Here is a 24,569-nt window from a genome sequence, read left to right on the forward strand (position 1 = left end):
ACGGAACTGCGTGTGACTGCTCTGACCTCTATGGATACCCTGTGGTTGACCGAAACCGTACGCCTGCGCGAAGAACAAGCAGGGCTGTTGGAAGACAGTGAAGCCAATCGCCGCGCCCGCGCTACTGCTGGAGATTTGACAACTCGCATCACGAACCGGGCGCTGTGGTTAGCCGAGCGCGATGGTCTAGTTGGCGCGCTGCATCACTGGAAACAAGGCGCGCGACTAGCACTGCTGCTACTGGCCGTTGTTGTTGTCATCAGCGGCGCCGGCCTGGCGTTCGCAGCGCTGGGCAACGGGCAAACGCCGGTGAATGTCTTCTGGGCGTTGGGCAGTTTGCTCGGGCTGAATCTGATTCTGCTGTCGAGTTGGGCGCTGGGCATGGTCTTCGCGGGGGGAAGCACCGCCAGCCTTGGCCGACTATGGTTGTGGTTAAGTGAAAAACTTGCCCGAGACGCCCAGGCCGCACAATTGGTCCCGGCGCTGATTTTGTTACTGCAACGCCAACGCCTGAATCGCTGGGCTCTGGGCATAGTAATCAACGGTGCATGGTTGCTAGCGTTGTGCAGCGCGCTGGGACTTTTACTGCTTCTGATGGCAACCCGTCGTTACGGCTTTGTGTGGGAAACCACTATTCTAGGCAGCGATACTTTCGTCAGCATGACCTGGTTTCTAGGAACAATCCCAGCACTATTGGGCTTCAATGTGCCGACCGAAGCAATGATTCGAGCCAGTGGCGATAACGCGTCAAGCATCGACAGCGTACGCCAGGCTTGGGCGGCATGGCTGGTAGGGGTGCTGCTGGTATATGGAATATTCCCACGACTACTGTTGGCATTGATGTGCGTGTGGCATTGGTATCGAGGTCGTGCTGCACTCGGTCTTGATCTGACACTGCCCGGTTATGCCAATCTGCGCGAACAGTTAATGCCTAGCAGCGAGCGCCTGGGTATCCACGACGTAGCGCCAGAGCATCTTCCTAGCGTGCCAGCAAATACAATGGCCCTGGTCAGCGAAGGCTTACTGCTGGTCGCCATCGAACTGGACCAACAACACCCATGGCCACCGGCGTTATCCGGGACCGTCAGTAACGCCGGTATTCTGGACAGCCGTGAATCCCGGCAGAACCTACTCGATCAGCTCATTCGTTTTCCCGTTGCGCGCTTGGTTATCGCCTGCGATCCGCGCCGCTCACCAGACCGAGGTAGCCTGGCGCTAATCGCTGAACTGGCGCGCTCTGCCGGCGCAACTCGGGTTTGGTTGCTGCAGGCACCGCAAGGCCAGACACTGGACGTCGAACGCCTGGACGACTGGCATTTAGCGCTGGACTCACTCGCCATTAGCTACTCCAACAGCTCACCGCTGAATTGGTTGGAGACCGGCCATGACTAAAACGCTTACGCTTGCAGTGGTCGGTCACACCAATGTTGGCAAAACCTCGTTGCTGCGAACCTTGACCCGAGACGTCGGCTTCGGAGAGGTGTCGCACCGCCCGAGTACCACTCGACACGTCGAAGGCGCCCGACTGTCAGTAGATGGGGAGGCATTGCTGGAGCTTTATGACACGCCAGGGCTCGAAGACGCCATCGCCCTGCTCGACTACCTGGAGCGTCTGGACCGTCCCGGTGAGCGTCTTGATGGGCCTGCGCGCTTGGCTCGGTTTCTTGATGGTAGCGAAGCCCGACAGCGCTTCGAACAAGAGGCCAAGGTACTGCGCCAACTGCTGACTTCTGATGCTGGGCTGTATGTTATCGACGCTCGCGAACCGGTGCTGGCGAAATACCGAGACGAATTGACCGTGCTGGCGAGTTGCGGCAAACCATTGCTGCCGGTGTTGAATTTCGTGAGCAGCGCCGAACACCGCGAAGTCGAGTGGCGCGACGCTCTGGCAAGGCTGGGCTTGCATGCTTTAGTGAGGTTCGACAGCGTAGCGCCACCGGAAGATGGCGAACGTCGGCTGTATGAAAGCCTCGCGCTGCTACTGGAAAACTCCAGAGATCAACTGGAACGACTTATCCTTGATCAGCAAGCGCAACGACTGGCTCGTCAGCACAGTGCGGCGAGGCTGATTGCCGAACTGTTGATAGATTGCGCCGCCTGTCGACGGAGCGTCGTCATTGGCTCAGGTCTGGAACAGGCTGCCATCGACGACTTGCGCAAAGCGGTGCGTCAACGCGAGCAACGCTGCGTCGATGCACTGCTCAAACTGTATGCATTCCGCCCCCAGGATGCGACGACTATTGATGTGCCGCTGCTGGATGGGCGTTGGAGTGATGACTTGTTCAATCCAGAAACTCTGAAGGTTCTGGGTGTCCGCGTAGGCAGCGGAATCGCCGCAGGTGCCGCCGCCGGGGCTAGCGTCGATTTATTGTTAGGCGGTTTAACGCTGGGCGTCGCGGCGCTGGCGGGGGCGATTGCCGGAGGCGCACTGCAAACGGCCCGCAGTTACGGAGGACGTCTGATTGGCAAGCTCAAGGGCAAACGCGAGCTAACGGTCGACGATGCGGTGCTGAGGCTGCTCGCCCTACGCCAGCGGCAACTGCTGCAAGCACTTACCGGGCGTGGTCATGCTGCCATGACGAGCATTAAGCTGACCGCGCCACAGGACAAGAGCTGGCGAGATGGCAAACTTCCCCTGACGCTTCAAAAGGCAAGAGCCCATCCACAATGGTCGACGCTGAATCCGCATTCGCGGTTGAGCCAAGCGCAGAGGCAGGAGCAGATTGAATTGCTAGCGTCAGCTTTGTAGGACCGCACTTGCCCGCGTGAGACATGCCCACCGACAGTCGGTCATTTAATTTTTGCTTACGCGAATTGCGCAACCACCGGTATCATCGCGCGCCCGATACACCCGGAAATGTAAGCACATGAAACCCACACTGATCGCCGCCGCAGAAATCGACCGAATCGATACCTGGGCCAAATACTCCAGCACCATGTGTGGTGGCTGCATTTCCAGCTGCTGTACGTTGCCGGTGGAAGTAAAAATCAAGGACTTGATCCGCATTGGTGTGGTTGACGAATTCGAGCGTGGCGATCCGCCGAAGAACATTGCCAAGCGCCTGCAAAAAGAAGGGATCGTCGAACGCTATAACCAGAAGCTCGGGATTTTTACCTTACAGCGCATGAGCAACAATGATTGCCTGTACCTGGACCGTAAGAGCCGTTTGTGCACGATCTACGAACAACGCCCTGACACCTGCCGCAATCACCCGAAAATCGGGCCGCGGCCTGGGTATTGTGCATATGTACCGAAGACCCCGGAGCGCAAACCGGTCGATAACACTCTGTATATTTTTTGATCAGAATCACCGGTCCCATCGTTCATCTGCCTCACAAACAAAAACGCCCCCGACATCGCTGTCGGGGGCGTTTTTTTAACGGCTACTTACATCAGTTGCCGTTTTTCTTGGCAGCGCGGGTACGCTCGCTTTCGCCAAGAATTTTCTTACGCAGGCGGATCGACTTTGGAGTCACTTCGCAGAGTTCGTCTTCTTGAACGAATTCCAGCGCTTGTTCCAGAGTGAAACGGATAGGCGGAACCAGAGCGATGGTTTCGTCTTTACCGGAAGCTCGCATGTTGTCGAGCTTCTTGCCTTTGGTTGGGTTAACGCCCAGGTCGTTGTCGCGGCTGTTGATGCCGACGATTTGGCCTTCGTACACGTCTTCGCCGTGACCCAGGAACAGCTTGCCACGCGCTTGAAGAGTTTCCAGCGAGTAGGTCAATGCTTTACCGGTAGCAACCGAAACCAGAACGCCATTCTGACGACCGGACATGTCGCCCGACTTCATCACGTCGTAACGGTCGAAAATGCTGGTCAGAATGCCGGCGCCTGAAGTCAGGGTCAGGAATTCGTTACGGAAGCCGATCAAACCACGAGCCGGGATGTTGTATTCAAGGCGAACACGGCCCTTGCCATCCGGAACCATGTTGGTCAGGTCGCCTTTACGGATACCGATTTGTTCCATGATCGCGCCTTGGGAATCTTCTGGCAGATCGATGGTGACGTTTTCGTAGGGTTCGTGCTTAACGCCGTCAACCATGCGGATGATCACTTCCGGACGACCAACACCCATTTCGAAGCCTTCGCGACGCATGGTTTCGATCAGTACCGAGAGGTGCAGCTCACCACGGCCAGACACTTTGAACTTGTCGGCAGAGTCGCCTTCTTCAACGCGCAGAGCAACGTTGAACAACAATTCCTTGTCCAGACGTTCCTTGATGTTACGGCTGGTGACGAACTTGCCTTCTTTACCGCAGAAAGGCGAATCGTTTACCTGGAAAGTCATCGAAACAGTAGGTTCGTCAACGGTCAGCGGCTTCATCGCTTCAACATTCAGTGGGTCGCACAGAGTGTCGGAGATGAACAACTGGTCGAAGCCGCTGATGCAGACGATGTCGCCGGCAGCTGCTTCTTCAACGTCAACGCGGTGCAGACCGTGGTGACCCATCAGTTTCAGGATACGGCCGTTGCGGCGCTTGCCATCAGCGTCAATCGCAACAACCTGGGTATTCGGCTTGACGCGACCACGAGCGATACGGCCAACACCGATGACGCCCAGGAAGCTGTTGTAGTCCAGTGCCGAGATTTGCATCTGGAACGGACCATCACGGTCAACCTGTGGAGCAGGAACGTGATCGACAACAGCCTGGTACAACGGCGTCATGTCGTCAGCCATCTCGTTGTAGTCGAGACCGGCAATACCGTTCAAGGCAGAGGCGTAGATGACTTTAAAGTCCAGTTGCTCTTCGGTAGCGCCCAGGTTGTCGAACAGGTCGAAGATTTGATCCAGAACCCAGTCCGGACGCGCGCCTGGACGGTCAACCTTGTTGATAACCACGATTGGACGCAGGCCGGCTTCGAAAGCCTTTTTAGTCACGAAACGGGTTTGCGGCATAGGGCCGTCTTGAGCATCGACCAACAGCAGAACGGAGTCGACCATCGACATTACACGTTCTACTTCGCCACCGAAGTCGGCGTGGCCTGGTGTGTCCACGATGTTGATGTGGTAGCCATTCCAGTTGATCGCGGTGTTTTTCGCGAGAATGGTAATACCGCGTTCTTTCTCCTGGTCGTTGGAGTCCATCACGCGTTCGTCGTTGAGCTCGTTGCGTTCCAGGGTGCCGGATTGACGCAAGAGTTTGTCTACCAGGGTGGTTTTACCATGGTCAACGTGAGCAATGATGGCGATGTTGCGTAGATTTTCGATCACTTGTGTATCTCGATCAGAGGATTCGGTCAGCTGACTAAGTGTAGGCAGCTATTACAGTAGAGTCGGCCTAAGCCGTTACGGCTGGACGACTGGCGTCGGGGGGCCGGTGACGCAAGCCACAGGCAAACAGCCCCGGGCACTTAGCTCGGTCGATAAACGCGCACATTGGCATGCCCCTCACTGAGCAAATGATGAGCATGCAGGCGACTCATGACGCCTTTGTCGCAATACAGCAGGTACTGGCGCGTGTAATCCAGTTCCTTGAAACGGCTGTTCAATGCATAGAACGGCAGTGTTTGTATCTCAATGCCAGACAATTCCAGCGGCTGGTCTTCCTGAACATCCGGGTGACGGATGTCGATAACGACCTGACCGGCCAGTGCTTGACTGACTTCTTCTATGTCGACACTTTGGCTCAACTCGTCGATTACTCGATCAATTGTTACCAGTTTTGCTCGCTCAAGCGCTCGCTCGAGAATGGCCATGTCGAACTGTTGTTCTTCGTATTCAACGCGGTTGCGCTTGGCGTTGGTCTTGGGGTTAATCGAAATCACCCCGCAATATTCAGGCATGTGCTTGGCGAAATCGGCAGTCCCGATCTCGTTAGCCTGATCGATGATGTCTTGCTTGTGACTGGCGATCAGCGGGCGCAATACCAACTTGTCAGTCGCAGCATCGATGAGTGACAGGTTCGGCAGCGTTTGGCTGGCAACCTGGGAAATAGCTTCACCGGTGACCAACACGTCGATTTCAAGCCGATCCGCAATAGAAGACGCAGCGCGCAACATCATACGCTTCAAAACCACGCCCATATGACTGTTATCGACTTTCTCGAGAATTTCTCCGAGAACTTCTTCGAATGGGACGCTGACAAACAGCACCCTTTGCGAGCTGCCGTACTTCTTCCAGAGAAAATGAGCGACTTCCATCACGCCCAGTTCGTGAGCGCGACCGCCGAGATTGAAGAAGCAAAAGTGGCTCATGAGCCCGCGGCGCATGATCTGGTAAGCCGCCACCGTCGAATCGAAACCACCGGACATCAACACCAGGGTCTGTTCAAGGGCGCCTAGCGGATAACCGCCGATGCTGTTGTGCTGACTATGAATAACAAATAACCGTTGGTCGCGAATTTCCATTCGCACTTCAATATCAGGTGCTTTCAAGGAGATTCCGGCAGCGCCGCATTGCTGGCGAAGCTGGCTACCGACGTATCTTTCGACATCCATGGAGCTGAACGTGTGGCGACCAGCACGCTTGCACCGGACCGAAAACACTTTACCTGCCAAAGCGGCGCCGAAATGCTCCTTGCACTTGGCGAGAATGTCGTCCATGTCACCAAGCGGGTATTCTGCGACCTGCAAGAAATGCGCGATGCCCGGCATGCAGCTCAGACGCACAGTCATCTCATGCAAGGCTTTGGGCTCGCTGACCTTGGTCTCGACCTCAAGATTGTCCCACACGCCGACCACCACCAATTCCGGGTCCAAATCACGGAGCACGGTACGGATGTTCTTGGCCAACTGGCGGATGAATTGCTTGCGCACCGGCCGGCTTTTGATAGTGATCTCGGGGAAGACTTTTACGATTAGTTTCATGTATACAGCGCGCGAGGTGCCAGCCGAAAAAGTGGGGGCAGAATTATAGCGGAAATTGTTCAACGTTTAACCAGTTATTCTGAACACTACACTGCGCGCACCAAAAAAGATCGCTGCCCGAAATTAGGGCATCATAATGACGCATCAAATATTTCAAATATCAGCTTTAATGGCGTGAGTGCCTGAGTTTCAAGCAAAAAACCCAACTCGGGGCACTGGCATGCAATTTGCTCCCTTGTGAGGCAGGCTGCCTTGGCCGATATTCGCGCCCGGCATCACCCAAATTTCGAAGGGCCAATCCACTACCCTGGCCCGAAGCCACCCGGAGGACACTATGTCGAAGTCGGTTCAACTCATAAAAGATCATGACGTCAAATGGATTGATCTGCGCTTCACGGACACCAAAGGCATTCAGCACCATGTGACCATGCCGGCTCGCGATGCGCTGGACGAAGATTTCTTTGAAATCGGCAAAATGTTCGACGGCTCCTCGATTGCTGGCTGGAAAGGCATTGAAGCATCAGACATGATCCTCATGCCAGATGACAGCACGGCCGTGCTTGACCCGTTCACCGAAGACCCAACCATTATCCTGGTTTGCGACATCATCGAACCTTCGACCATGCAAGGCTATGACCGCGACCCACGCGCCATCGCTCACCGTGCCGAGGAATACTTGAAGTCCACTGGCATCGGCGACACTGTTTTCGTCGGTCCAGAGCCAGAGTTCTTCATCTTCGACTCAGTAAAATTCAAATCCGACATCTCCGGCTCCATGTTCAAAATTTACTCCGAACAAGGTTCATGGATGTCCGACCAGGATATCGAAGGCGGCAACAAAGGCCATCGGCCAGGTGTCAAAGGCGGCTATTTTCCAGTACCTCCGTTCGACCATGACCACGAAATCCGCACTTCCATGTGTAATGCAATGGAAGAAATGGGCTTGGTCATCGAAGTTCATCACCACGAAGTGGCAACGGCTGGCCAGAATGAAATCGGCGTTAAATTCAACACCTTGGTGAAGAAAGCTGACGAAGTTCAGACCCTGAAATATTGCGTGCACAACGTCGCGGATGCTTACGGTCGTACCGCTACCTTTATGCCGAAGCCTCTTTATGGCGATAACGGTTCAGGCATGCACGTGCACCTGTCCATCGCCAAAGATGGTAAGAATACTTTCGCTGGCGAAGGTTATGCCGGTTTGTCTGACACCGCCCTGTTCTTCATCGGCGGCATCATCAAGCACGGTAAAGCACTGAACGGCTTCACCAACCCTTCGACCAACTCGTACAAGCGTCTGGTCCCAGGTTTCGAAGCACCGGTAATGTTGGCCTACTCGGCACGTAACCGCTCCGCTTCGATCCGTATTCCTTACGTGTCCAGCCCTAAAGCTCGCCGTATCGAAGCACGCTTCCCGGATCCAGCAGCCAACCCGTACCTAGCGTTCGCAGCACTGCTGATGGCTGGCCTGGACGGCATCCAGAACAAAATCCACCCTGGCGACGCTGCTGACAAAAACCTGTATGACCTGCCGCCTGAAGAAGCGAAAGAGATTCCACAGGTTTGCGGTAGCTTGAAAGAAGCCCTGGAAGAGTTGGACAAAGGTCGTGCGTTCTTGACCAAAGGCGGCGTATTCAGCGACGACTTCATCGACGCTTACATCGGCCTGAAAAGCGAAGAAGAAATCAAAGTACGCACATTCGTACACCCACTGGAATATGAGCTGTATTACAGCTGCTAATCCAGGTACGTCAGCTGCTTTGATGCATAAGAGGCCTCCTTCGGGAGGCCTTTTTTGTGGTTGTCTATAATTTGTCTCATTACCAATGCATCACATGGCCTATCTAAACCGATTGTGTTCTATGCTGGCCCGCCAACCTAACGGCGCCGGCTTCCACTTACGGCCTTTGGCAGCGCTTGAATTGAACGCGCTTTTGGAGTTTCCATGCGTCGAAGCCTTATCTATCTGCTGCTATTGGTAACCTTGCCTGCGGTTGCGCAGATTTATAAATACACCGATGCCAATGGCAACCCCGCCTACAGCAATCAGCCGCCCAACGGCACACCTAGTCAAACCGTGGACTTACCACCGCTTAATACCGTTGATGCTAAAAAGCTGACTGAGCAGAACAATGATCCGACTTCGGGGCAAAAAATTCAGCCATCAAGTGCCTACAGCCTGCTGGAACTGACCAACCTGCCCACCGACGAGGCATTGCGCGCCAACAACGGCACGTTCAGCGTTGGCGTGGCCATTCAACCGCGCTTACAGCCTGGACACCTGTTGCAGATGGTCGTCGACGGCATGAACTACGGCCAAGCCACTAATGTGCCGCGCCTGCAAGTAGTGAACTTGGAGCGTGGCGAGCACAGCTTGGCCGTACGCGTTATGAGTGGAGACAGAATTATTCAGCAAAGCTCAACCGTCACGACGACGGTGCAGCGAGTTCATCTTGGGAAACCCTGAAGTGTTGTCAGCCAATGAGACGCCGCGCTTTCGCACAATAAACACATTACCTGAAGGAGTGCGCTTGCCCGCGACCGGCTACGCAGCAGCCGTAAAATCAGTAGCTCAATCGTGCAGTGGCATCCGAAGCTCATTGGTAAAGCTTGACGCTTCATCGCGGGCAAGCGCTGTCCTACTCAGCTATTTTTTGATTCAACGGTTTATCTGTTGCCTGGTTGGAGGGCTACTGATTGCATTGACGGCCAGCGCTGACGTTTATACCTACGTCGACGCGCAGGGAAACCGAGTATTCACCGACCAGCCCCACAGCGGCGCTCATCGGGTCGATATTCCCCCCAGCAACACCATGACCGGCACCCTCTCGCCCCGCAAAGACGCGAAAACCAGGCCCGCCACTGCAAAACCGCGGCCTTTGTTTCATTACCAATTAGTGCGAATTTTGGTGCCCGAGCCCGACGCCACTGTGCGCAACATGGCCGGTGAATTGATCGTTAGCGTCAACAACGACCCCGACCTGCAACCAGGGCACTTATACCGTCTACTGCTGGACGGAAAACCTATTGCCGAAGCGGGCCGAAGCCCGGTATTTCCACTGACCAATATTGACCGAGGTACCCATTTACTGGCTGTCGAGATTCTCGATGAAACCGGGCGTATGCTCGAACGTACACCGAGCCAGGAATTTCATATGCTGCGCATCACGCTGGCGCAAAAGCGCCAAGCGCAACCCTGCACAAATGAAGACTATGGGGTTAGGCCCGAATGCCCGCTTGCAGACAAGCCCCCAGAAAAAAGTAGTTTTCTGCCGTTCTTATGAGCATGCGAATAGGTGACGCTCTTTATTGGTGCAAATATTTCTAAACTCGCTGGTATCGTTACCCACTTTGGTTCGCAAACAACCGAGAATTACCCTTCCGGCGGACCCGCTGTCCGAAAAAAGCTCGATTTTGCGAATTAAACGCTTCTTTTCGGAGCTTGGTTTGGTTTTTGCTACTTCCCGATAACCAAGCACCGTATCAGCAGGATGCCCAATCGCGGCAAGGCTAGACTAGGGCCGCGCCGGCTGAAATGTGCCAAAAGAGGTCAACGAGAATTTATGACTATCAGTGATGCGCTGCACCGGCTGTTACTCGATAACCTGACAACTGCAACTATTCTGCTCAACGCCGACTTGCGACTTGAGTACATGAATCCCGCAGCGGAAATGCTGTTGGCAATAAGCGGTCAACGCAGCCACGGGCAATTTATCAGTGAGTTATTTACCGAATCCGTAGAAGCGTTGAATTCTTTGCGTCAAGCCGTGGAACAGGCTCACCCGTTTACTAAGCGCGAAGCGATGCTAACGGCGCTCACCGGTCAAACGCTCACCGTCGATTACACCGTCACGCCAATTCTGAACCAAAATGAGACCTTGCTCCTGCTGGAGGTGCATCCGCGTGATCGCTTGCTGCGTATCACCAAGGAAGAAGCCCAGCTGTCCAAGCAGGAAACCACTAAAATGTTAGTGCGTGGGTTAGCTCACGAAATCAAAAATCCCCTCGGTGGGATTCGCGGGGCCGCACAACTGCTGGCGCGCGAACTGCCCGAAGAGAGCCTTAAGGATTACACCAACGTCATCATCGAAGAGGCCGACCGGCTGCGCAATCTGGTCGACCGCATGCTGGGTTCAAACAAGATGCTATCGCTGACCATGACCAATGTGCATGAAGTGCTCGAACGCGTTTGCAGCTTGGTGGAAGCCGAAAGCCAAGGCTGCATCACTCTGGTACGCGATTACGACCCAAGCATTCCTGACGTATTGATCGACCGTGAGCAAATGATTCAGGCCGTGCTCAATATAGTTCGCAACGCCATGCAAGCGATAAGCGGCCAGAATGAGTTGCGCCTGGGGCGGATCAGCTTGCGTACGCGAGCTTTACGTCAATTCACCATAGGCCATGTGCGCCATCGGTTAGTGACCAAGGTCGAAATTATCGACAACGGCCCAGGCATCCCAGCCGACCTGCAGGAGACCATTTTTTACCCAATGGTCAGCGGCCGCCCCGGTGGTACCGGGCTTGGCCTCGCAATTACCCAGAACATTATTAGCCAGCATCAGGGACTGATTGAGTGCGACAGCCATCCTGGCCACACCACTTTCTCGATCTTTCTGCCGCTGGAACAAGGAGCAGCGTCGTCATGAGCCGTAGTGAAACTGTCTGGATCGTCGATGACGACCGTTCTATCCGTTGGGTTTTGGAAAAAGCGCTGCAGCAAGAAGGCATGACCACCCAAAGTTTCGATAGCGCCGACGGCGTCATGAGCCGCCTGGCGCGTCAACAACCGGACGTGATCATTTCAGATATCCGCATGCCGGGTGCCAGCGGTCTTGAGTTGCTGGCTCGAATTCGCGAACAACACCCGCGCTTGCCGGTAATCATCATGACTGCCCATTCAGACCTGGACAGCGCCGTGGCGTCATATCAGGGGGGTGCGTTCGAATACCTGCCTAAGCCGTTTGACGTTGATGAGGCTGTGTCGCTGGTCAAGCGCGCCAATCAGCACGCTCAAGAACAGCAAGGTATGGAAGTCGTGCCCGCGCTGACCCGCACCCCGGAAATCATTGGCGAAGCGCCAGCGATGCAGGAAGTGTTTCGCGCCATCGGTCGCCTGAGTCACTCCAATATCACCGTGTTAATCAATGGCGAATCAGGCACCGGTAAAGAACTGGTTGCCCACGCATTGCACCGTCACAGCCCTCGCGCAGCGTCGCCGTTCATTGCCCTGAACATGGCGGCGATTCCCAAGGATTTGATGGAGTCCGAGCTGTTTGGCCACGAAAAAGGCGCGTTCACGGGTGCGGCCAACCTGCGTCGCGGTCGCTTCGAACAAGCAGACGGCGGCACACTCTTTCTCGATGAAATCGGCGATATGCCGGCGGATACACAAACGCGCTTGCTGCGTGTACTGGCGGACGGTGAATTCTATCGAGTCGGCGGGCACACGCCGGTCAAGGTCGATGTACGGATCATCGCTGCGACCCATCAGAATCTGGAAATTCTGGTGCAAGCCGGTAAGTTTCGTGAGGATTTGTTCCACCGTTTGAACGTGATCCGCATCCACATTCCTCGGATGTCCGATCGTCGTGAAGATATTCCAACACTGGCCAAGCATTTCTTGGCCCGCGCCGCGCAAGAACTGGCGGTGGAACCGAAACTGCTCAAGGCGGAAACCGAGGAATACCTCAAGCATCTGCCATGGCCTGGCAACGTGCGTCAGCTGGAAAACACCTGCCGCTGGATCACCGTCATGGCGTCCGGCCGTGAAGTACATGTCAGTGACTTGCCGCCTGAGCTGTTGAGCCTGCCCCACGATGCTGCGCCGATCACCAATTGGGAGCACGCGCTCCGTCAGTGGGCCGATCAGGCGCTGGCACGCGGGCAATCGAGCCTGCTCGACAGCGCGGTGCCAACCTTTGAACGGATCATGATCGAAACGGCCCTAAAGCACACCGCCGGTCGCCGTCGCGATGCCGCTGTGTTACTCGGTTGGGGCCGCAATACCTTGACCCGCAAGATCAAGGAATTGGGCATGAAAATCGATGGCGACGAGGACGAAGGCGACGACGCTTGAGTCAACATCCCAACGCAGTGTCCTGATACCGCGTTGTGGCCTGGCGAATAAATTCGCTCCCTCAGGGCATGTCTATACCCTGTGGAAGCGAACTCGTTGGCGAAAGCGCTGTTGAATTTCCCGTGATTTGAGCCTACCTGTCATTTCTACCAGTTTACGACCCTTCCCCAACGTGATTAGCTCTTGAAATGACCCCTATACGCGAGGTCAGACAAGGAGCAACCGCTATGGATACAGCACTCAACGCCCGCCTGCTCGCGGCCCTCCCGCCTCGATCCTCAATCCCACTGCGCGATCGAATCGTCGATTACGAAATTGCCGAAATGGCGACTTTGTTTCGAAGTCATGAACTGACGTCACACGACATAACCGTCGCCTATCTGCAACGCATCGACCAGCTCAACGGTCCGTTTGAAACTTACAGTGCAAACGGCGGCTACAACGCATTTGTGCGTATCGACCGACAGCAAGCACTAGCACAGGCGCGCGAAGCCGACCTCTGGTTACAAAATCCCAACGATGAACGGGGAGTAGCTCCGCCGCTGTGCGGTATTCCGATGGGCTTAAAGGACTCGATTGGTATAAAAGGTCGCGAGAGCAAAAACGGAACACAGGCCTACAACACTAACTTCGCTCTCGAAGACGCCACGTGCGTTGGCAGACTTCGTGCACAAGGTGCAGTGCTGATCGGACACACCATATGTTCAGAACATTCCGGTGATGTCGTGGGCCAGTTTGCCGGTAATGCCTGGGATCCAGAACGCCCCCCGGGCGGCTCCAGTCAAGGCTCAGCTGTGGCCCCGATTGCCCGACTCGTTGCAGCGGCGCTAGGCGAAGAAACCGCCGGGTCCATCATCATTCCAGCCGCCGTCAACGGCGTAAGTGCGATTAAACCCTCACTGGGTCTTGTCTCCGGGGCAGGGGTCATGCCACTACGAACAGGGTTTGACATCGTTGGCCCCATGGCGCGCTCGATGCGCGACGCCTCGCTGATTCTTTCAGTGATTGCAGGGGTCGATCAGCTCAATGACCCACAAACCTTATCTGCTCCTATTCCGCCCATCCAATTGCCGATCAGCAGTCGTCCGGGCCCACAACCGCTCGCGGGTTTAACTATTGGCATTCCTCAGACAGACTGGCTGGAGTTGGGCAAACCGCCCAGTGAATCCTATGACTTGGACAACAAAAATGCATTCGACCGGTTTAAAGGACAGCTGTCGGACCTTGGTGCCGCAGTGGTCAACTTCCCCGGTCTGGATTTGCGCGAGGAAGGCAATAGTCCCTATCTCTGGCCGACGCCATTTTATGAGCTAGTGGATGATGGCGGACAACCCTTGCTATTGATCAACGGACCTGCCGGAACCAGCTATTGCAATCAGCTAGAAACAAATCATTGGACGGCGATACTAGAGTTCGCCAATTCCCTCCAGGATGCCGATCAACGCGATAAACTGCTGGCTGACATTCGACCTGACTTTTATTCAATCATTGGCCGCATTCCGTTGAGTGTTCGAATAGAAGCCGAAAATCGTCGGCGACAGCAACAGAGGCTCTTTGAGGAGGCGCTAGATCAATACAACATCGACTTCATGATGGTCTTGCCTATAGGTGCCCATATCGGCCTGCGATCAGATCCATATGGTCAGCAGATACCCGTGCGGCGCCATTACGTCGAGCTGCCCAATGCCTTGGCGTGGCCGATGGTTACATTTCCTATCGGGTACGGAGACACCGGCTTGATTAGCCCAATGCCCATTAGTGCGGCATTTTGGGGACGTCGTTTTAGTGAGCCGCTGGTGGTTCAGGCCGCGATCGACTTTCAGGATCGATTCCCTGAATACCACCGCGCGGCGCCCACAGATCCGACATTCGGCCCGCGTAAAAAACCGCTGCCTCCGCCCCTCGGTATTTTGCAGATACCACCTGAGTTTTCGACTGACCCCGTGAAGATTCTGGAAGGGAGAAGAACACGATGACTCCGATTTCGTTCTTCACCGTTAGGTGGACGCCCTTACAGAATCCGTTGTTATTAACCGCATCCGCAAAGTCAGCCCCAGCGCCGTTTTTCGCGGTCCGGTGGCAGCCGACCCAAGGGTTGATCTATTACCCGTACATACTGCGCTTCGCCATCGGGAGGTGATCTGCTGCCACCGCAGAGTTCGGATCAACATCAGGGGACAGAATTTTTTATGTTCGTTTAAAAACCGGTCTGCCCCCTTATTTTTACTGATCAGTCGACGGCTTTTCCCACAGGTTGATCCCACCTTCCACCGCGAAGCTGTCGATTTCTTTCAACTCATCCTGGGTGAACGAAAGGTTTTTCAGTGCGCCGACGTTTTCAACGATCTGCTCAGGACGACTCGCACCAATGAGCGCCGAGGTGATACGCGGATCACGCAACGTCCAGGCCAACGCCAATTGCGCAAGGCTTTGCCCCCGACGCTTAGCGATCTCGTTGAGGGCACGCACATGAGCGATGTTGCTTTCAGATAGGTGCGCAGCCTGCAACGAGCCACCGCCCGGCTTATTCACTCGCGCATCCTTGGGAATGCCGTTGAGGTATTTGTCAGTCAGCAAGCCTTGAGCCAGCGGGGTGAAGGCAATCACGCCTGCGCCAAGATCGTCGGTGGCGTCCAACAGGTCGCGCTCTACCCAACGGTTGAGCAAGTTGTACGCCGGTTGATGAATCAACAACGGCACTTTCCACTCGTTGAGCAGCGCCGCCATCTCCCGGGTTTTGGCTCCGGAATACGAGGAGATGCCGATGTACAACGCCTTGCCCTGCTGCACCGCAGTGGCCAATGCGCTGGCGGTTTCTTCCAGTGGGGTCAACGGGTCGAAGCGGTGCGAATAAAAAATATCCACGTAGTCCAGGCCCATGCGCTGCAAGCTCTGGTCGAGGCTGGCGAGCACGTATTTACGCGATCCGCCACCTTGGCCATACGGTCCCGGCCACATGTCCCAGCCGGCTTTGCTGGAGATGATAAGTTCGTCGCGGTAATGCTTGAAATCCTCGCGCAGCAGACGGCCAAAGTTGGTCTCGGCGCTGCCATACGGAGGACCATAGTTGTTGGCCAGGTCAAAGTGGTTGATGCCCAGATCAAACGCCGTGCGCAGCAATGCACGCTGAGTATCCATCGGCGTGCTGTCGCCAAAGTTGTGCCACAGGCCCAGCGACAACGCAGGCAGGACCAACCCGCTACGGCCCACGCGGCGGTACGGAATGGCTTCATAACGGTTTTCGGCAGCGATATAAGTCATCGAATCCTCTCTCGTAAAGGTGTATTGGGTTGCGACTCCTTAACCGGACACGCAGTTCCCGCTTTTTATTAGCTGAGCCCTTTTGAGTGATCGAACAAACAGGGAATGGCGTTACTTCAAGCAATCATCCTTCTGCAGCAAGTTCGCCTGAGATACGTTGCAGCCTGCTGGCACGCTGCGGGTCAGCCAAACATTGCCGCCTACGGTAGACCCTTTGCCAATGGTGATGCGCCCCAAAATCGTCGCGCCGGCATAGATCACTACGTCGTCTTCGACAATCGGATGGCGGGCGTGGCCTTTCTGCAATTGACCGTCCTCGTCTGCTGGAAAGCGTTTCGCGCCCAAGGTCACGGCTTGGTAGATACGCACCCGCTCGCCGATGATCGCGGTTTCGCCGATGACCACACCCGTCCCGTGATCGATAAAAAAACTGCCACCGATCTGCGCGCCTGGGTGGATATCGATACCGGTGGCTGAGTGCGCAATTTCAGAACTGATTCGCGCCAACAATGGCAAACCCGCGCGGTACAGGTGATGGGCTAAACGGTGATGAATGACCGCGAGCACGCCGGGATAGCACAGCAGCACTTCATCGACGCTACGCGCAGCCGGGTCACCGTGGTAAGCAGCCAATACGTCGGTGTCGAGCAGAACGCGCATGGTGGGAAGCGCGGCAGCGAACTCTTGAATCAACCGAGTTACATGGTCTTCGACAGCGCTGACCTCATCGCCTCGCTGGCGCGCCACATAGCGTAACTCCAAACGTGCCTGAGCCAGCAAAGCATTAAGCGCGACGTCGAGGGTATGGCCGACATAAAAGTCCTCGCTCTCTTCACGCAAGTCTACCGGGCCCAAACGCATCGGAAAAAGTGCGCCGCACAGCGCTTCAAGAATGTCGCGCATGGCGGCGCGCGAAGGCAATTCACGGCCACCCAGCTCTCCACTGACCCGGCCATTACGCTGGCGCCAATCATCCCGTGCTTCACGCAGTTGACTAACGATTTGCTGCAACTGCCAGTTGCCAGCACGGTTGTCGGCGGATGCGTCTGAAATATCGCTCACGCTCATCACTCCTCTTTAGGCTTCACGCCGATGATTGACCCACTTTACGGCAAACCTTAGACACGAAAAAATAACAATTTAAGTAAGGTCTTTTATCTGGCAGATACGCTGCGCGCTTCTTACAGCTTACCGTCAGGTTAGGCGCAGTTGCCCGCGAGGCGGGCCATCGCGGGCAAGCGTCTACGGCATCGCTATAGGTATATACAAATGTTGCAGCCACCCGGCGTGACTGCCTATAGTCCATCGACTTACTTCGCTGGCCATTTAAACCACCATGATCAAACATCAGCTCACCCGCTTTAATCGTCTTGAATTACTTGGCGCACCCACCGCGCTGGAAAAGCTTGAGCGGTTATCCACTTGGGTGGGCCGGGACATTTATGTAAAGCGTGACGATACGACAACACTGGCGTTGGGCGGCAACAAGGTGCGCAAGCTTGAATACTTGGCGGCCGATGCGCTGGCACAGGGCGCAGATACCTTGATCACTGCCGGTGGACTGCAATCCAATCACGCGCGACAAACAGCGGCCCTGGCAGCGCGCCTGGGTCTGGGGTGCGTAGTGCTGCTGGAAAATCCCTTGGCCACTAACGATCCCAATTACGTCAGCAATGGCAATCGCCTGCTGCTGAGCCTCTTCGACGCCAAGGTCGAACTCGTGGATAACCTGAACAACGCCGACGACCAGTTGCAAGCTCTTGCGATGCGTCTACGGGCCAGCGGCAAAAAACCGTACAGCATCCCTATCGGAGGATCCAATGCGCTGGGCGCTTTGGGTTATGTGCGGGCAGGTCTGGAGCTGGCTGACCAGATCCAACAAACAGGCTTGGCATTCTCGGCCGTGGTACTTGCGTCAGGCAGTGCAGGTACGCACAGCGGGTTGGCCTTGGGGCTTAGCGAGGCGCTGCCCGATCTGTCGGTAATCGGCGTTACGGTTTCTCGTAGCGACGAAGCACAACGGCCGAAAGTCCAGGACTTGGCTGAGCGTACTGCCGAACTGCTAGGTATCGATCTACCGGGCAGCTTCAAGGTCCAATTGTGGGACGAATACTTTGCCCCTGGTTATGGAGCTCCGAATGCCGGAACCCTGGCGGCAATCAAATTGGTCGCTAGTCAAGAAGGGCTTTTGCTTGATCCGGTATACACCGGCAAAGCCATGGCAGGCTTGCTCGACGGTCACGGGCGTCAGCGTTTTGATGAGGGTCCGATTATTTTCTTGCACACCGGGGGGGCGCCCGCGCTGTTCGCTTATCCGGACGTGTTTTAGGCTAACAAGACAGCACACGTTTTTATTCCATTAAGAGATATACAAAATACTTTTTAGTATTTAAACGGTTACGCCGACTGTCTTATAGTCGCGTTCGCGTCAGGAATCACAAGTGGAATAACGCCGCCTGTTACGTTGGATATGCTTCACGGCCACAGTCGTTTTCGTTAGGTCTGATTTTTGCCTGACATTCAAATAAATAAGGGGCTTTTCATGAATATTGCTGCCATCCGCCGGACATTTCTTCTTTCTACGCTGAGCCTCGTGCTCGGCTCCAGCCTGATTGGGCAAGCCGTTGCCGGGGATCAACTGCAAAAAATCAAAAGCAGCGGGACGATCAGCGTCGGCCTCGAAGGCACTTACCCACCGTTTAGCTTTGTGGGTGAAGACGGCAAGCTCGCCGGTTTTGAAGTCGAGTTCTCCCAGGCACTGGCCAAACAGTTGGGCGTGACGGCAAAACTGCAACCGACCAAGTGGGACGGCATCCTTGCAGCATTGGAATCCAAGCGTCTGGATGTCGTGATCAACCAGGTAACCATCTCTGAAGAGCGCAAGAAGAAGTACGACTTCTCCGAGCCTTACACCATCTCCGGCATTCAGGCGCTGACTCAAAAGAAAGACGCAGACAAATTTCCAACGCCTGAATCGCTGTCCGGCAAGAAAGTCGGCGTGGGTCTGGGTACGAACTACGAGCAATGGCTGAAAGAACACGTGCCCGGCGCAGTAGTCAAAACCTACGACGATGATCCAACCAAGTTTCAAGACTTGATGGCTGGCCGTACTGACGTGATCCTCGTCGACCGCCTCGCTGCGCTGGAAATGGTCAAAAAAACCAACGATAAACTGGCAGCTTCCGGCAAAGCATTCTCCCGCCAGGAAGCCGGTATTGCGATCCGCAAAGGTGAGCCTGAGTTGGTGGCGGCGGTCAACACCGCCATCGACAAGCTGCGCACGGACGGTACGCTGGCCAAGTTGTCACAGAAGTACTTCGGCTCTGACGTGACCCAATGATTGAAGAGAGTCTAAAGCTAGCGCTGGACTCCGCGCCCTTCTTGCTGAAGGGCGCGTATTACACCGTCATCCTCAGCCTGGGCGGAATGTTCTTCGGCTTGTTGTTGGGCTTTGGCCTGGCGTTGATGCGTCTGTCGCGTCTCAAGTTGGTGAGCGGTATTGCGCGGGTGTACGTGTCGTTTTTTCGCGGCACGCCGTTGTTGGTCCAATTGTTCGTGATCTATTACGGTTTGCCGCAACTAGGCATCGAGCTCGATCCTATACCTGCTGCACTGATTGGATTTTCGCTGAATATGGCCGCTTATGCGTGCGAGATTCTGCGTGCCGCCATCGGTTCCGTGGACCGTGGGCAATGGGAAGCTGCCGCCAGCATCGGCATGACCCGTGCGCAAGCCATGAGACGCGCCATTCTGCCGCAAGCCGCACGAACCGCCCTGCCGCCGTTGGGCAACAGTTTCATTTCGCTGGTCAAAGACACCGCGCTCGCCGCCACCATCCAGGTACCTGAACTCTTTCGGCAGGCGCAGTTGATCACAGCGCGCACCTTCGAAATTTTCACCATGTACTTGGCTGCGGCCCTGATCTACTGGATTCTCGCCAGCCTACTCGCGCACCTGCAAAACCGACTGGAAGCGAGGGTCAACCGACATGATCTGGAGTCTTGAAACATGATCGTGGTTGAAAAACTGACCAAACAATTCAATGGTCAAACCGTTCTAGACGGCATCGACCTGCGCATTGAAGCCGGTGAAGTGGTAGCCATTATCGGCCCAAGCGGATCGGGCAAAACTACACTGTTGCGTTGCCTTAACTTTCTTGAAGAACCCACCAGTGGCAGCATTCAGGTAGGTGCTATCAAGATCGATGGCAGCAAGCCGCTGACTCAGCAACAGGGCCTTATCCGGCAGTTACGACAGCACGTAGGTTTCGTCTTTCAGAACTTCAACTTGTTCCCGCATCGCACAGCGCTGGAGAACGTTATTGAAGGGCCATTGGTGGTCAAGAAGATGGCCAAGGAACAAGCGATCAAACTCGGGCTGGCTTTACTGGCCAAGGTCGGGCTCGACGGTAAAGAAGATTCATACCCGCGACGCTTGTCTGGCGGTCAGCAGCAACGGGTAGCGATTGCGCGGGCGTTGGCCATGGAGCCCGAAGTCATTTTGTTCGACGAGCCCACTTCAGCACTCGACCCGGAGTTGGTAGGGGAAGTGCTGACCACTATTCGTGCACTCGCAGAAGAAAAACGCACCATGGTGATTGTCACCCATGAGATGAGTTTCGCCCGGGATGTTGCCAACTGGGTGATCTTTATCGACAAGGGGGTGATCGTCGAGCAAGGCGAAGCCAAAACGCTGTTCGCTCATCCCAAGGAAGAACGCACTCGGCAGTTCTTGGAGCGAAGTCGTAATTGACGGTTAGTTTTGCATCAATAGAACAGCGCCCATTGGGCGCTGTTTTTGTTTGTGTGAGGCCCACGTCCTTTGGAATCCCGAAAGACTGGATCACTTCATAAATTTGAGAGCAATAAACGGGAGGCATGTTGTTGGGCGCGAGCGGTATGTTGGTCTGCATGCAACCTATAAAGGAAGGCAGATGCTCGAACTGGCGATGGAAACAAGACTTGACTCAGAAAAATGGAGCGAGCACCTACACCGTGTGAATGATCACGGATTTACCGTTATCAAGGCGCTGCTGCCACCGGATAGTTGCCGACGGCTCATCGATTTTTATCCTCAAGACCACCGATTCAGATCGTGTATCAATATGAAGAGACACGGCTTTGGATCAGGGGAATACAAGTATTTCGCCTACCCACTGCCTCAGCCCGTTGCGACATTGAGATCCAGTTTCTATACCCGTTTAGTGCCATTGGCGAACTATTGGAATGAGAAACTTGGCATCGAAAACAGGTACCCCGAATCACACGAAGTATTTGTGAGTCAATGCCACCGAGCGAACCAGACCCGACCTACACCTCTGTTGCTTCGCTATGGCGTGGGTGACTATAACTGCCTGCACCGGGATCTTTACGGAGACACTCTATTCCCCGTGCAAATGACTATTCTTTTGTCTAAACCAAACGATGACTTCTCTGGCGGTGAGTTTGTGATCACCGAGCAACGTCCCAGGATGCAATCGAGAGCTAGCGTTGTGCCGCTGGACATCGGCGACGCGGTAATTTTTTCTGTGAACCGACGCCCTGTAAAAGGCACCAGAGGGTTCTATTCGGTCTTCGCTCGTCACGGCGTCAGCGAAATTCTTACCGGCAATCGATTCACCTTAGGGGTCATTTTTCACGACGCCCAATGACGCCTCATCCAAGTGGGTCAGCTATTAGCCGCCGTTAAATACTAAATTTCCAGCCGATTAAACTACAGCCCTCCGATTTTCATCGAGTGCGACGGGGGTTGAACATGGCGAGCTCTCGCTCTGCAAAAAGAATCAAGAGGACGATACGCCTGATGGGTTTAAAACAGAACGCTATTATCTGCAGAAACTGCGACGGCTCATTCACATTAAGCTTCCCTTCAGGTCAGATATTCCGTTTTGGAAAATACGATGTCACTAGAATCAGATAAGTTCGAGATAGCCGCAGCGCAGCAGACTAGCGAAGCGGCCGGTCAAAAAGTAACGGTGGCCTCGCATGTTGAGGCGATGGAGTTTCTCAAGACCATAGACAGTCAGTGGCGAGCCCTTATTGATCGAGTAGGACCTTGCGCCCACCCGGCAACGGCCGCTCAAGATCCTTTTGAGGCTCTGATTAAGGCAGTCGCCTATCAACAGTTACATGCCAAGGCGGGCGACGCCATGGTGATGCGGTTGCGACAGCTATTTCCAGGGGTAAGTTTTCCGGGCGCTAACGAGTTAATAGAGTTAGATGATCAAGCGCTAAGAGGCTGTGGGTTTTCGGCATCTAAATGCCGGGCAATTAAAGCGATTGCCGCTGCAAGGGCCAGTGGGCTGGTGCCCGATGTGGTCGAGGCGCTTGCCATGAAAAACGATGAACTCATTAAGCGCCTGATCCAACTGCCAGGCGTGGGGTGCTGGACAGTAGAAATGATGCTTATCTATGGTCTGGGGCAATTAGACGTCATGCCCGCGAGTGACTTTGGCGTATGCGAAGGCCATAGGCGGTTGTATGCACTGGCCCTCAAACCTAGTTCTAGAGAGATGACAAGGATAGCGGAGCGGTTTAGCCCATTTCGTACAGTCGCCGCATGGTATCTATGGCGAGTGCCTTCCGATTTGTTCGAAAAGACGTCGTCACAAATTTGAAAGCAAGACTCGGGGTGCTGATGCTTTCTTTCAGAGATAGGCTCAAGGAAATTCAAAGACGGAGCAAAACCATGGACAGCACAAAGGTTCCGGCAGCAAAACGCGTTCCAAGGACAGAAGACGATCCGCGCTGGAGTGTCTTGATAAATCGACAGGCGGACGTTGGCGCGGACTTCGTGTATGGCGTATTGACGACAGGTGTTTATTGCAGGCCTCGCAGCCCGACCAAGCTCCCGCGGCCGGAAAACGTGGTTTTTTCGACACCGCACTCGAAGCTGAAGCAGCGGGTTTTCGTCCCTCCAAGCGTGGCGACAGCAGTCAGGAAACGATAGCGCTCAAACACGCGGCCACTGTTGCCGAAACCTGCAGGATGATAGACGCGTCCGATTTCGTCCCCAACCTGAGTGACATGGCCCAAAAGGTCGGGATGAGCACCTTTCACTTTCACCGCATCTTCAAAAAAATCACAGGGCTAACGCCAAAAGCCTACAGCGTCGCCTCGTTGCGCTCGCGGGTCAGGGACCAGCTCTCTCAGTCCGGGACGATCACCAGCGCACTATATGAGGCAGGCTACAATTCCAACAGCCGGTTCTATGAAGCCTCTCAGAAAATTCTCGGCATGAAACCCACTGAATACCGGGCGGGCGGGGCCAACGTCGACATCAAGTTTGCACTAGGTGAGAGTTCGCTCGGGTCGATTCTAGTAGCACGAAGTGCGCGCGGTATCTGTGCGATTTTGCTGGGCGACGATCCGAATATTCTGGTTGAGAGTTTTCAGGACCAGTTTCCAAATGCCAATCTGATTGGCGGCGACGCAGAGTTCGAAGGACTGGTTGCTGAAGTCGTGGGCTTCGTAGAGTCGCCGGCCGTCGGCCTTGCATTGCCACTTGATATCCGAGGCACGGTTTTCCAAGAACGTGTGTGGCAGGCGTTGAGGGACATTCCTGCCGGGGCGACTGCCACGTATACCGACATCGCGGTTCGCATAGGCATGCCGAGCGCAGTGCGGGCGGTTGCGAACGCCTGTGGCGCCAACAACCTCGCTGTGGCTATTCCATGCCATCGCGTTGTGCGCAGTGACGGAACATTGTCCGGATACCGATGGGGAGTCGAGCGCAAGCGCAAGTTACTTGAGCGGGAAAAAAGGGATTTGTCTGAAGAGCTGCCATTGGCCGCGGGGTTGATCTAGTAAAAACCCGGACGTTAGCAGCCGGGTAACACTGCCAGACCGACCGGTAACGTCGCTCATGCCGTGCTCTGAAAATACCCGTGGGCAACGGAGTGTGAACGTAATGCGCATGTGGAAACTCATCGGCCCCGATGGCATGTCCTGCCTAAGTATCGAGCCCGGTCAATTTGGAGGACATCGTAGGAACAAGATATTTGGCCGCCTGGACTGCCCCGCAGCGCTGCTAGCCCTGAGCAAAGGCGGTTACACGCGCAATAGGGTTTTTTTTGTTGATGAGGCAACCGCCAGGTCCGCAGGTTTCCGGCCCTGCTTCAGGTGCATGCCTGTCGAATATCGACGCTGGAAGTTGTCAAATTGAAGCGAGACACGCCGTGGAATCTTTCGTCGATTTACGACCGTTTTTGCGTGGGCATTTCAGCAAACTTTAGGGTTTTCAACATTGTCAGAAAGCCCTGAGAACAACCCAGTACAAAAAAATAATATAAAAGCAAGAAACGGAGTTTTCGCCGATGTGTTTCACAATATTTTGAACTCCCCGCCTGCTACTTCTGCTAGCGCTGTCGAGCGGACACCGTGTCAAAGCCGTACAAAAAGATGCACGAAGAAAGAAGCAAG

20 protein-coding genes and 1 pseudogene are annotated in these 24,569 nt (G+C 54.9%); 17 read left to right on the forward strand and 4 right to left on the reverse strand.

Translation table 11 applies throughout. The annotated features are described in order from the left end of the window. Positions 1 to 12 precede the first annotated feature (12 nt). The 3 genes from RGW60_RS17860 to RGW60_RS17870 all read left to right on the forward strand — a co-directional run bounded on the left by RGW60_RS17860 (position 13) and on the right by RGW60_RS17870 (position 3,302). The gene (locus tag RGW60_RS17860) at positions 13 to 1,392 is read left to right on the forward strand and encodes a DUF2868 domain-containing protein (protein ID WP_322205822.1); all 1,380 of its coding nucleotides are present in this window, start codon (positions 13 to 15) and stop codon (positions 1,390 to 1,392) included. Next, positions 1,385 to 2,749, forward strand: coding sequence for a DUF3482 domain-containing protein (locus RGW60_RS17865; RefSeq protein WP_322205823.1), 1,365 nt, complete (start codon positions 1,385 to 1,387; stop codon positions 2,747 to 2,749). The genes RGW60_RS17860 and RGW60_RS17865 overlap by 8 nt, the downstream gene beginning before the upstream one ends. A gap of 118 nt (positions 2,750 to 2,867) precedes the next feature. After that, a complete protein-coding gene (locus RGW60_RS17870; RefSeq protein ID WP_322167008.1) occupies positions 2,868 to 3,302 on the forward strand; it encodes a YkgJ family cysteine cluster protein in 435 nt (144 codons plus the stop codon). A gap of 91 nt (positions 3,303 to 3,393) precedes the next feature. Here RGW60_RS17870 and typA read toward each other — a convergent pair whose 3' ends face one another. Both typA and thiI read right to left on the reverse strand, forming a co-directional pair. Further along, complete coding sequence (gene typA / locus RGW60_RS17875; RefSeq protein ID WP_322167007.1) at positions 3,394 to 5,214, reverse strand: translational GTPase TypA; 1,821 nt, start codon at positions 5,212 to 5,214, stop codon at positions 3,394 to 3,396. A gap of 140 nt (positions 5,215 to 5,354) precedes the next feature. Then, entirely contained in the window at positions 5,355 to 6,809 is a 1,455-nt protein-coding gene (gene thiI / locus RGW60_RS17880) for a tRNA uracil 4-sulfurtransferase ThiI (protein ID WP_322205824.1), read from the reverse strand. Between the two features lie 334 nt (positions 6,810 to 7,143). On the opposite strand from thiI, the gene glnA reads away from it, so the two are divergent. The 6 genes from glnA to RGW60_RS17910 all read left to right on the forward strand — a co-directional run bounded on the left by glnA (position 7,144) and on the right by RGW60_RS17910 (position 14,864). Beyond that, a complete protein-coding gene (gene glnA, locus RGW60_RS17885; protein ID WP_322205825.1) occupies positions 7,144 to 8,550 on the forward strand; it encodes a glutamate--ammonia ligase in 1,407 nt (468 codons plus the stop codon). Between the two features lie 204 nt (positions 8,551 to 8,754). After that, complete coding sequence (locus RGW60_RS17890) at positions 8,755 to 9,276, forward strand: DUF4124 domain-containing protein (RefSeq protein ID WP_322205826.1); 522 nt, start codon at positions 8,755 to 8,757, stop codon at positions 9,274 to 9,276. Between the two features lie 190 nt (positions 9,277 to 9,466). Beyond that, the gene (locus RGW60_RS17895; protein WP_322206960.1) at positions 9,467 to 10,093 is read left to right on the forward strand and encodes a DUF4124 domain-containing protein; all 627 of its coding nucleotides are present in this window, start codon (positions 9,467 to 9,469) and stop codon (positions 10,091 to 10,093) included. Positions 10,094 to 10,372: 279 nt separating this feature from the next. Then, positions 10,373 to 11,458, forward strand: coding sequence for a nitrogen regulation protein NR(II) (gene glnL / locus RGW60_RS17900; protein WP_322205827.1), 1,086 nt, complete (start codon positions 10,373 to 10,375; stop codon positions 11,456 to 11,458). Beyond that, positions 11,455 to 12,888 (forward strand): nitrogen regulation protein NR(I), encoded by a 1,434-nt coding sequence (gene ntrC / locus RGW60_RS17905; RefSeq protein ID WP_322205828.1) that lies wholly within the window; start codon positions 11,455 to 11,457, stop codon positions 12,886 to 12,888. Before glnL ends, ntrC begins: the two co-directional genes overlap by 4 nt. Before the next feature lie 227 nt (positions 12,889 to 13,115). Then, positions 13,116 to 14,864 carry an amidase gene (locus tag RGW60_RS17910; RefSeq protein WP_322205829.1) on the forward strand — a complete coding sequence of 583 codons (1,749 nt, stop codon included), beginning with the start codon at positions 13,116 to 13,118 and terminating at the stop codon, positions 14,862 to 14,864. 247 nt (positions 14,865 to 15,111) lie between these two features. Here RGW60_RS17910 and mgrA read toward each other — a convergent pair whose 3' ends face one another. Beyond that, positions 15,112 to 16,149, reverse strand: coding sequence for an L-glyceraldehyde 3-phosphate reductase (gene mgrA, locus RGW60_RS17915; RefSeq protein ID WP_322205830.1), 1,038 nt, complete (start codon positions 16,147 to 16,149; stop codon positions 15,112 to 15,114). Between the two features lie 111 nt (positions 16,150 to 16,260). Further along, positions 16,261 to 17,217 carry a serine O-acetyltransferase EpsC gene (gene epsC, locus RGW60_RS17920; RefSeq protein WP_416194837.1) on the reverse strand — a complete coding sequence of 319 codons (957 nt, stop codon included), beginning with the start codon at positions 17,215 to 17,217 and terminating at the stop codon, positions 16,261 to 16,263. 268 nt (positions 17,218 to 17,485) lie between these two features. Here epsC and RGW60_RS17925 point away from each other — a divergent pair, with 268 nt between their 5' ends. From RGW60_RS17925 to RGW60_RS17960, 8 genes and pseudogenes are all read left to right on the forward strand, one after another. Further along, positions 17,486 to 18,478: a D-cysteine desulfhydrase gene (locus RGW60_RS17925; protein ID WP_322205832.1), complete on the forward strand. Its 993-nt coding sequence runs from the start codon at positions 17,486 to 17,488 to the stop codon at positions 18,476 to 18,478. A gap of 213 nt (positions 18,479 to 18,691) precedes the next feature. After that, positions 18,692 to 19,489, forward strand: a complete 798-nt coding sequence (gene tcyJ, locus RGW60_RS17930) for a cystine ABC transporter substrate-binding protein (protein WP_322205833.1) — start codon at positions 18,692 to 18,694, stop codon at positions 19,487 to 19,489. Further along, entirely contained in the window at positions 19,486 to 20,154 is a 669-nt protein-coding gene (gene tcyL / locus RGW60_RS17935) for a cystine ABC transporter permease (RefSeq protein ID WP_322205834.1), read from the forward strand. The genes tcyJ and tcyL overlap by 4 nt, the downstream gene beginning before the upstream one ends. Positions 20,155 to 20,157: 3 nt before the next feature. Continuing rightward, a complete protein-coding gene (tcyN, locus tag RGW60_RS17940; protein WP_322205835.1) occupies positions 20,158 to 20,901 on the forward strand; it encodes an L-cystine ABC transporter ATP-binding protein TcyN in 744 nt (247 codons plus the stop codon). A gap of 181 nt (positions 20,902 to 21,082) precedes the next feature. After that, positions 21,083 to 21,799, forward strand: coding sequence for a 2OG-Fe(II) oxygenase (locus RGW60_RS17945; protein ID WP_322205836.1), 717 nt, complete (start codon positions 21,083 to 21,085; stop codon positions 21,797 to 21,799). A gap of 345 nt (positions 21,800 to 22,144) precedes the next feature. Continuing rightward, positions 22,145 to 22,765, forward strand: coding sequence for a DNA-3-methyladenine glycosylase 2 family protein (locus RGW60_RS17950; RefSeq protein ID WP_322206961.1), 621 nt, complete (start codon positions 22,145 to 22,147; stop codon positions 22,763 to 22,765). Positions 22,766 to 22,836: 71 nt separating this feature from the next. Continuing rightward, positions 22,837 to 23,954 (forward strand): annotated as a pseudogene (ada, locus tag RGW60_RS17955) (bifunctional DNA-binding transcriptional regulator/O6-methylguanine-DNA methyltransferase Ada). A 136-nt stretch (positions 23,955 to 24,090) separates the two neighbouring features. Continuing rightward, positions 24,091 to 24,312, forward strand: coding sequence for an Ada metal-binding domain-containing protein (locus tag RGW60_RS17960; RefSeq protein WP_322206962.1), 222 nt, complete (start codon positions 24,091 to 24,093; stop codon positions 24,310 to 24,312). Positions 24,313 to 24,569: the final 257 nt, after the last annotated feature.

Source organism: Pseudomonas sp. AB6 (assembly GCF_034314105.1).
GTDB lineage: Bacteria > Pseudomonadota > Gammaproteobacteria > Pseudomonadales > Pseudomonadaceae > Aquipseudomonas.